Origin of the sequence: Streptomyces sp. MH60, from assembly GCF_002939385.1 — a bacterium.
Lineage (GTDB): Bacteria > Actinomycetota > Actinomycetes > Streptomycetales > Streptomycetaceae > Streptomyces.
The window spans coordinates 46059-55484 of record NZ_MULI01000046.1 but is presented as its reverse complement, the minus strand read 5'-3'; the positions used below and the strand labels follow the sequence as shown (position 1 = coordinate 55484).

Annotated in this window: 6 protein-coding genes and 2 pseudogenes; 2 read left to right on the top strand and 6 right to left on the bottom strand. The window is 72.8% G+C overall.

Translation table 11 applies throughout. The features are described from left to right. From BZZ08_RS25035 to ssd, 4 genes and pseudogenes are all read right to left on the bottom strand, one after another. A pseudogene (locus BZZ08_RS25035) lies at positions 1–402 on the bottom strand (type II secretion system F family protein); the annotation flags it as partial. Beyond that, a complete protein-coding gene (locus BZZ08_RS25030) occupies positions 399–1343 on the bottom strand; it encodes a type II secretion system F family protein (protein ID WP_241965561.1) in 945 nt (314 codons plus the stop codon). The pseudogene BZZ08_RS25035 and the gene BZZ08_RS25030, both read right to left, overlap by 4 nt. A gap of 17 nt (positions 1344–1360) precedes the next feature. Further along, positions 1361–2535 (bottom strand): annotated as a pseudogene (locus tag BZZ08_RS25025) (TadA family conjugal transfer-associated ATPase). Between the two features lie 398 nt (positions 2536–2933). Beyond that, positions 2934–4118, bottom strand: coding sequence for a septum site-determining protein Ssd (gene ssd / locus BZZ08_RS25020; RefSeq protein ID WP_104634509.1), 1185 nt, complete (start codon positions 4116–4118; stop codon positions 2934–2936). A 609-nt stretch (positions 4119–4727) separates the two neighbouring features. Here ssd and BZZ08_RS25015 point away from each other — a divergent pair. Next, positions 4728–5585, top strand: a complete 858-nt coding sequence (locus tag BZZ08_RS25015) for an HAD family hydrolase (protein WP_104634508.1) — start codon at positions 4728–4730, stop codon at positions 5583–5585. Between the two features lie 378 nt (positions 5586–5963). On the opposite strand, the gene BZZ08_RS25010 is transcribed toward BZZ08_RS25015, so the two are convergent. Further along, complete coding sequence (locus tag BZZ08_RS25010; protein ID WP_104634507.1) at positions 5964–6788, bottom strand: Fic family protein; 825 nt, start codon at positions 6786–6788, stop codon at positions 5964–5966. A 111-nt stretch (positions 6789–6899) separates the two neighbouring features. Here BZZ08_RS25010 and BZZ08_RS25005 point away from each other — a divergent pair, with 111 nt between their 5' ends. Further along, on the top strand, positions 6900–7880 hold the full coding sequence (locus BZZ08_RS25005) for an ATP-binding protein (protein WP_198601680.1): 981 nt from the start codon (positions 6900–6902) through the stop codon (positions 7878–7880). 51 nt (positions 7881–7931) lie between these two features. On the opposite strand, the gene BZZ08_RS25000 is transcribed toward BZZ08_RS25005, so the two are convergent. After that, positions 7932–9227 carry a polysaccharide deacetylase family protein gene (locus tag BZZ08_RS25000; RefSeq protein WP_104634505.1) on the bottom strand — a complete coding sequence of 432 codons (1296 nt, stop codon included), beginning with the start codon at positions 9225–9227 and terminating at the stop codon, positions 7932–7934. Between the last annotated feature and the right edge of the window lie 199 nt (positions 9228–9426).

Below are 9426 nucleotides of genomic sequence, written 5' to 3'. Positions count from 1 at the left end.
GCCCGCCGCTACACAGGCCGCCAGCAGGTCGGCCGCCAACGGAAGTTGGCGGGCGGCCTCCGCGGCAGCGGCCTCCGCCGCCGACGTACCGGCCGCCGAACGCCGGGCACTCCAACGCCACAGCGCGGCCGCGCCGACCAGGCCCACCAGGACTCCGACCGCACCGCCGACCACGGCCCAGCCGGCGCCCACCGTGCCGACCAGCGGCAGCCATGGGCGGACGGTGCTCAGCACCTCGGCGCGGCGCGCGGCGGGACGAGCCGGTTCCGGTGCCAGCAGGCCGGTGAGCCGCTTGCGCACCCCGCGCTCCCGCCGGGCGGCCACGAGACCGCGCGTCAGCCAGCCGGCGACCAGCACCGTCCCCGCAACTGCCCCCAGCCTGTGGACAAGGTCGCCGTTCACGACGCCGCCTCCCCCCCGCGCACGATCCGCGCCACCCACCACACACCCAGGCTCTCCAGAGCCCCACCGGCCAGCAGACAGCCCAGCCCGGCTCCGGTGTGCAACAGCACGTGCAGCGGATCGGACCCGAGGGCGACGCCGAGCAGGAGGCCGAGGACCGGCAGGCCGGCGAGCATCACGGCCGTGGCCCGAGCGCCCGCCAACTGGGCGCGCAGTTCGGAGCGCTGGTCCCGCTCGGCACGCAGCGCGCCCTCCAGCCGGTCGAGACCGGCCGCGAGTCCCGCACCCTGGTCGACTGCGACCCGCCAGCACGCCGCGAGTCCGCGCAGCCCTTCGGCGCCTGGCTGTCCGGCCGCCGCCGCCAGCGACCCGGGGACGTCCCCGCCGAACCGGGCCGCCGCCAGCACCGCCGCCTGCGCGTCGCCCAGCCCGCCGGTGTCGTGCGCGGCACACAGGAGCGCCTCGCCCGGTTGTCGTCCCGCCCGCACCTCCCCGGCGAGCGACCCGCACAGGGCGATCACCGCGTCCTGCCGACGCTCCCGGGCCTGCCGCTCCCGGCCGTCCAGCCGCGCCCGCCGCAGCACCGGCACACCGGCCGCCCCCGCGACGACCGGCAGCAGCGAATGGCCCAGGAGCGCCAGCACCAGCCCGGCCACCGGTGACCACCACTCGGGCGTCAGCCGGTCACGGACCCGCCGCAACCCGTCCGCCATCCGGCGCGCCGGGGGCGGCCCGGCACTACCCGCTCCACCCGACCCGTCGGTCCCGTCAGTCCCGTTCGTCCTGCCAGTTCCGCCCGTCCTGCCAGTTCCGCCCGTTCGGCCTTCGGCGAGCACCATCCGAGCCCGCCGTACGCCCGAGTGCCACCCCCCGGCCAGCCAGGCGGCCGCTCCCAGGCACACCAGGGCCACGCCCGTCGACAGCTCGCCCGCCCCCGGCACGCCCGTCCCCGCCGCGCTCAGCACCCCTGCACCTCCCGTCCGACGGCCCGCTCCTCGAACTCCGCACCGCGCAACAGCTCCCGCAGCCGCTGCCAGCCGCGTTCGGCCACGAAGGCCTCCGCTCCCCATCGCAGGGCCGGTACGGTCCGCACCAGCCCCGACGGGTCCCGCTCCAGGACGTGCACCTCGGCGATCCGGCGCCGACCCGCGCGGTCACGGACCAGGTGGAGGACCACCGAGAGGGCCGCCGCGAGCTGGCTGTGCAGAGCCGCACGGTCCAGGCCCGCGACCGTGCCGAGCGCCTCAAGGCGGGCCGGTACGTCCATGGCCGCATTGGCGTGCACCGTCCCGCACCCGCCTTCGTGACCCGTGTTCAACGCGGCGAGCAGATGGACCACCTCGGGACCGCGCACCTCACCCACGACCAGCCGGTCCGGTCGCATCCGCAGCGCCTGGCGCACCAGGTCCTCCACGTGACCAGACCCGCGGCCTCCTGGTTCGCCGGTCTGGTCTCCAGACGGACGACGTGTGGATGGTCGGGTCGCAGCTCCGCCGAGTCCTCGGCCAGCACAATGCGCTCGTCCGGTCCGACGAGCCCGAGCAAAGCGCTGAGCAGCGTCGTCTTGCCGCTGCCGGTACCGCCGCTGACGAGGAAGGACAGCCGGGCCCGCAGAAGAGCGCGCAGCACGCGGTCTCCGCCGGGCGGCACGGTGCCCGCCGCCGTCAGCTCGTCGAGGGTGAAGGCGCGCGGCCGTACCACCCGCAGCGACAGGCAGGTGCAGTCGACGGCGACCGGCGGCAGCACCGCGTGCAGCCGGGTGCCGTCGGGCAGCCTGGCGTCCACCCAGGGCCGGGCGTCGTCGAGCCTGCGCCCGGCGACGGTGGCGAGGCGCTGCGCGAGCCGCCGCACCGCCCCCGCGTCGGCGAAGGAGACCGGCGTCAACTCCAGGCCGCCGCCCCGGTCCACCCAGACCCGGTCCGGGGCGGACACCAGTACGTCGGTCACCGAGGGGTCGGCGAGCAGCGGCTCGAGCGGCCCGCTGCCGACCAGCTCCGACCTGAGCTGCTCGGCGGCACCGAGCACTTCGGCGTCCCCCAGCACCCGGCCCTGCTCCCGCAGGGCCTGCGCCACCCGCGCGGGCGTCGGCTCCGCCCCGCTCTCGGCGAGCCACCGCCGCACACCGTCGAGCATCCCGGGCGCGGCTCCCGGGCCCCTCTGCGCGACCGTCGCCGGAGACCGCACGGAACCCCGCGCTGCCCTCGTCCGAGCCCATCCGGAGGCCGAGCCGGGCGATCCGCCGGAAGCCGAGCCCGGCGATCCGCCGGAGGCCGGTCCCAGCGATGCCCCGGAGGTCCGGCGCGGCATCCCTCCGGCAGTCGGGCCCCCAGGCGATCCGGTGGACTGCCGGACCGCCCAGCCCGGAACCACGCGCGCGGTCGGCCCGTCGGGTGTCCCTGGGGTCGGGCACCCCGTCCCCCTCCCCGTAGCCGGCCCGGCGGGCGCCTCCGACGCCCCGCCCCGCTCCCCCACGACCACCGCGTCCATCTCGCCCCGCCTTCCACCGCTCACGACCGATCCCGTCACGCACCTCATGAGCCGCTCCCGCCCCGTCCGCCCGTCTCCGTCAGCGCCCCTTCCCAAAAGCCCCGGCAGAAGCGCGCCAGGGGGCCTCGGGAGGGTGTGCCCGGGGGACGTTTGCTCTCCGTGGCACGCAGAAGCCCGGACTCGACCGGCACCTCACCGACCAACGGCAGGCCGAGCAACCGGGCCACCTCACGGTCGTCGAGACCGGAGGCGTAGGGCCCGCGCACCGCGACCCGGAGGTCGCGCAGGACCATGCCGACCGCGGCCGCCACCCGGCCCGCCGCCGCGACGGCCCGCAGCTCGGCGGGGACCACGAGGATCCCGATGTCGAGCTGCGCGAGGACCTCGGCGACGCCGTCGTCGATGCGGCGCGGCAGGTCCACGACGACCGTGCCGCCCCTCCGCCGGGCCGCCGCGAGCACCGCGCGCACGGCCTGAGCCGGTACCGCGACACAGTCGCCCCGGTCCCAGCTGAGCACCCGCAGTGAATGCAGCTCGGGCAGCGACTCCTCCAGGGCACCGCCGCCGACCCGCCCGCGCGAGGCCGCGAACGCCGGCCACCTCAGCCCGTCGGCCGTCTCGCCGCCGAGGAGGACGTCGAGGCCGCCGCCCATCGGATCGGCGTCCACCAGCAGACTGCGCAGCCCCTCCCGCGCGGAGGTGACGGCGAGCGCGCAGGCCAGCGTGGACGCTCCGGCACCGCCCCGGCCGCCGATGACGCCGACGGTCAGTGCCGGGCGGCCGACGCCCTCGGCGACGTCGGCGATGCGGTCGACCAGCCACTCCTCACCGTCGGGCAGCATCAGGACGTGGTCGGCGCCGATCTCGACGGCCCGCTGCCAGATTCCCGAGTCGTCCTGATCGCGGCCCACGAGGACCACTCCCCTCCGCCGCACCGCTCCGCGCACGCGCCGGGCCACGTCGTCCCCGACGAGGACCAGTGGCGCGGTCTCCCACCCGGTCCGCCGCCCGGACGCCGGGGATGCCGAGGGCGTCGCCGTCCCGGTCAGTGCCGAAGGCGTCGCACGAGGCGTCACGGGCACCGAGTGGTGCACCTCCGGTGTGGCGCCCGCGGCCGCGCACAGGCGCAGCAGGTCGTCCAGGAGCTCCGTGTCCTCGGTGACGATGAGGGGTGCGCCCTGCCGTCCTCCGGCGGTGGGCGGCGGGTCGTGCGTGATGGTTCCGGTCATGGCCTTTCCCCCTTCGGCGCGGCTCCCGCGGTCGCGCCCGGTGTCTCGTGGTCTCGCGCAGCCGCCGCGGCCCCGCGATTCGCGGCCGCCCGAAGAACCGGAAACCGGTCTCCGCACGAGCGGCTCGCAGCACGCGTCCGGCAAACAGATCCAGCCGTGGAACTCGGCACGGCCCGGACGCGTGGGAATCACGGTGCAGCGATCCGGGAAATCGTGTGGATCTTGGTCAAAAACTGTGGACAACTCGACGGTTGTGAATATCGACTCACTCGAACCGGTGAGCCTCCCCCGGCCCCGTTCCACCCCGCGTGCGACTCCCGCAGGGCAGTCCGGCAACTACGCTGCGTAGCCGAATGGGTGGCGACAAAACCTGGGCCCCGCGCCGGCACGGCGCGGGGCCCAGGTCATGGAAAGAGCGAGAAAACCCACCCGGACATGCGACGACCCCCGCCGGGGGGGAGAGCGGGGGTCGTCTCCACGGCCGACTCGGGGGGGGAGGAGTCGGACCGGGTTAGCACGGTCGCGAACGATCCGTGACTTCCATGGTGTACCCGAGAGCCTTCTCAGGCAAACCCACGCGCCCCACCTTACGCCGAATGGGCTGCGCCTATGCTCAGGGTTGTGGAAAACCACTCCTTGCCCCACTCCGCGCCTCACTCCACGCCCCGCACGGCGGCCTTCTTTGACCTGGACAAGACGGTCATTGCGAAGTCGAGCACGCTCACGTTCAGCAAGTCGTTCTACCAAGGCGGGCTGATCAACCGCAGGGCTGTGTTGCGTACCGCATATGCCCAGTTCGTCTTCCTCGCCGGCGGTGCCGACCACGACCAGATGGAGCGGATGCGCGAGTACCTCTCCGCGCTGTGCCGCGGGTGGAACGTCCAGTTGGTCAAGGAGCTGGTCGCCGAGACCCTGCACGACCTGATCGACCCGATCATCTACGACGAGGCGGCCTCCCTGATCGAGGAGCACCACACCGCGGGCCGCGACGTGGTGATCGTCTCCACGTCGGGCGCCGAGGTCGTCGAGCCGATCGGCGAGCTGCTCGGTGCGGACCGGGTGGTGGCGACCCGCATGATCGTGGGTGACGACGGCTGCTTCACCGGAGAGGTGGAGTACTACGCGTACGGCCCGACCAAGGCGGAGGCGATCCGGGAGCTGGCCGCCTCCGAGGGGTACGACCTGTCCCGCTGCTACGCCTACAGCGACTCGGCGACCGACCTGCCGATGCTGGAGGCCGTCGGCCACCCCCACGCGGTCAACCCGGACCGGGCGCTGCGCCGGGAGGCCCTCGCGCGCGAGTGGCCGATTCTCGACTTCCACCGCCCGGTGCGGCTCAAGCAGCGGATCGGGGGGTTCTCCGTGCCGCCGCGGCCCGCGCTCGTCGCCGCCGCCGCGATAGGAGCCGCGGCGGCCACCGCGGGCCTCGTCTGGTACGCGAGCCGACGGCGGTCCACGGCCGCCTGACCGGCCACCCGACTGCCCCTTTCACGCGCGTATGAGCGCAAAAGTAAAGAAGTGCGGCGAGGGCTTCCGCTTACTGGGGCCCGGTAGTACAAAGGACTCAACGGCCCGCGAGACCAAGGACATCCGAAAGGATCGCCTTCAACACGCATTTGGCCCCACGGACCGAGCACGGACACCGGGCACCCACGCGACGTCGACCCGTCGATTACGGGCCAGCCGCACCAGGTGACGGGCGAAGTTCCCGACCTGATGGGCATATTTCGAGGACGCTTGGTACCCCGGTGGTCGTGCCAGCGGCGGTACGAGCACTCGTACCGCCGCATTTCTGTCCTGTCTCTGTCCCATCTGTCCCGTCCGCCGGACAGCGCGTCGTTCGCCCTACGCCGCCCCGCGCTGGAGAGCCTCGCAGACCGCCGTCGACTCGCGTGCGCCCAGCGCGACGGCCCTGCCGCAGTGCGCGATCCAGGCGGCCATGCCCTCCGGCGTTCCGGAGACGTAGCCGTCGAGCGCCGTGAGATAGGCCGCGCGCCCCAGCTCGGCGTGGCCGACCTCGGCCGGGCACACCGACTTGGGGTCCAGTCCGCTGCCGACCAGGACGATGCGCTCCGCGGCGCGCGCGACCAGTCCGTTGTGCGAGGCGAAGGGGCGCAGCGCCAGGAGTTCCCCGTGCACCACGGCGGCCGTCACCAGCGCCGGTGCCGAACCGCCGGCCGCGACCAGCGCGGCCAGGCCGTCCAGGCGGCCGTGCGCCTCCTCGGCGTCCGGCAGCGGCAGCTCGACGAGCGGTTCGTCCACCGGCTCGCCCGGCCGGCGCGGGCGCCCCACCTCGTCGGCCTTGTCCGCGGCCGCCACCAGGTGCAGCCGGGCCAGCACCCGCAGCGGCGACTGGCGCCAGATGGACAGCAGCTGTCCCGCCTCCGCGGTCAGTCGCAGCGCGGCGCCCACCGCGCGCGCGTCGCCGTCGCCGCTGAAGTCGCTGCGCCGGCGCACCTCCTCCAGGGCCCAGTCCGCCCCGGACAGCGCCGCCGAGCCCCGGGCGCCGCGCAGTGCCGCTTCGGAGGTGATCTCGTTGCTGCGGCGCCGCATGACCCGGTGGCCGTAGACGCGGTCCACGGCCGTGCGTACGGACTCCACGGACTCGGCCACGCCGGGCAGGGCGCCCAGGGCCGCGAGCGGATCGGCGTTCGCGCCTGTCGTACTCATGAGTAAGACCCTACGCAACCCGGCGCCGCACCCCACGAATGAGTGGTCTTCTTCACCCCTCACCCGCCTCGCATGCCACCTACAGCTATCGAGCCACTACGCTTGGTGAACATGAAAATTGCTTTCGTCGGGAAGGGCGGCAGCGGCAAGACCACCCTGTCCTCCCTGTTCGTCCGCCATCTCGCCGCCACCGGCGCACCCGTCGTCGCGATCGACGCCGACATCAACCAGCACCTGGGGGCCGCGCTGGGCCTCGACGACGCGGAGGCGGCCGGGCTGCCCGCGATGGGCGAGCACCTCCCGCTGATCAAGGACCATCTGCGCGGCAGCAATCCGCGGATCGCCTCCGCCGAGAAAATGATCAAGACGACGCCGCCCGGCGAGGGCTCACGTCTGCTGCGGGTGCGCGAGGACAACCCGGTCTACGACGCCTGCGCCCGGCCGGTGGAACTCGACGGCGGGGCCGTCCGTTTGATGGTCACCGGGCCCTTCACGGACGCCGACCTGGGAGTCGCCTGCTACCACTCCAAGACCGGAGCGGTGGAGCTGTGCCTCAACCACCTGGTCGACGGCCGGGACGAGTACGTCGTGGTGGACATGACCGCCGGCTCGGACTCGTTCGCCTCCGGCATGTTCACCCGCTTCGACATCACGTTCCTCGTCGCCGAGCCGACCCGGAAGGGGGTCTCCGTCTACCGCCAGTACAAGGAGTACGCCCGCGACTTCGGCGTCACCCTGAAGGTCGTCGGCAACAAGGTGCAGGGCCAGGACGACCTCGACTTCCTGCGCGACCAGGTCGGGGACGACCTGCTGGTCACCGTCGGGCACTCGGACTGGGTGCGCGCCATGGAGAAGGGCCGCCCGCCCCGGTTCGAGCTCCTGGAGGAGGCCAACGGCCGGGCGCTGCGCGCGCTGCACACGGCCGTCGACGCGACGTACGCGCTGCGGGACTGGGAGCGCTACACCCGCCAGATGGTCCACTTCCACCTGAAGAACGCCGCCAGTTGGGGCAACGAGCGCACCGGGGACGACCTGGCCGCGCAGGTCGACCCCGGTTTCGTGCTCGGCGAGGAGGTCGCCGCCCCCGCGTGACCTGTGGGTCACCGCGCCCTCGTACCCTCCGGGGCGCCCGGCGGCCCGGCGCTACCGCTTGGCGGCCGGCGCCCCGGGCACGCCCTTCGGGGCCGGTGCGGGCGCGGCCGAAAGGAAGGACGCCCAGCCCTTGTCGGGAGCCTCACCCACACCGAGGGTGCGCAGCTTCTTCAGCACCTTGGGGTCCTGGGCGTCCAGCCAGTCCGCGAGCTGCCGGAAGGAGACGCAGCGCACCTCCTCCTTGGTGCACACCGTCTCGACGACCTCCTCCACGGCGCGCATGTAGGTGCCGCCGTTCCAGGACTCGAAGTGGTTGCCGATGATCAGGGGCGCGCGGTTCCCGTCGTAGGCCCGCTCGAAGCCCTTGAGCAGGCTGTCACGCATCTGGTCGCCCCAGAACTCGCGCTTGGCGGGGTCACCCTGGGTGGCGGTGCCGGACTGGTTGACCATGTAGTTGTAGTCCATGGTGAGCTGCTCGTAGGAGTGGCCGGGGAACGGCACGAGCTGCATCGACAGGTCCCACAGGCCTTCCTTCTTCGACGGCCAGACCTGGTTGTTCACCCCGCTGCTGTCGTAGCGGAAGCCCATCTGGCTCGCGGCCTTCATGAAGTTCTTCTGGCCCTCCAGGCACGGAGTGCGGGCACCGATCAGCTCCTTGTCGTAGTCGAAGGGCAGGGGCGCCGCGTTCTTCATCCCGGTGTTGGTCTTCCAGGTCTTCACGAACTGCTTGGCCTGGCTGATCTCCTCCTTCCACTCCTCGACGGACCATTCCCCGACGCCGCCGCCGGCGCCGCAGAAGTGCCCGTTGAAGTGGGTGCCGATCTCGTTGCCCTCCTGCCACGCCAGCCGCAGCTGCTTCACGGTGTCGGCGATGCCCTGCTCGTCGTTGAAGCCGATGTCGGAGCGGCCCGGGGAGTGCTGGGGAGGGCTGTACAGATCCCCCTTCTCGGTCGGCAGCATGTACACGCCGCTCAGGAAGTACGTCATCGTGGCGTTGTTCTCCTTGGCCACTTCGCGGAAGTGGGAGAACAGTTTCTGACTGTCCTCGCCCGCGCCGTCCCACGAGAACACCACGAACTGCGGGGGCTTCTGGCCCGGCTTGAGGCGTTCGGGGCGGGGCAGGTGCGGCTGGGCCCCGGCGTACGCGGTGGAACCGTCACCGATCAGCCGGACCGCGTTCTTGGGCGCCGGTGCCGCTTTCCCCTTTTCCTTCTCCGGACCTTGAGTCCCCTCGCCGGAACCGGTGCCGTTGTCGATCGCGCAACCGGCGAGCGACGCGGCGCAGATCGCGGCGACCACGGCGCGCGCGGCCATCCTGTGGGAGGCCATCCTGCGGGTGGCGGCCATGTCCGCCCACCTTCTTCCTTCTCTCGGGCCAACGCCGACTAGGCGATGTCGGGTGCTGAGCCGGGCCGTGCCGTCAGCGCCGTCAAGGTGACACGGAAATGAGAAGGAATTAGTACGACAAGCCGATGAAATAACTGATCCACCCGAATGCCCGGGGCGTTACTCCATTCGCGCTAAAAACCTATGCCTCTTCTTTACT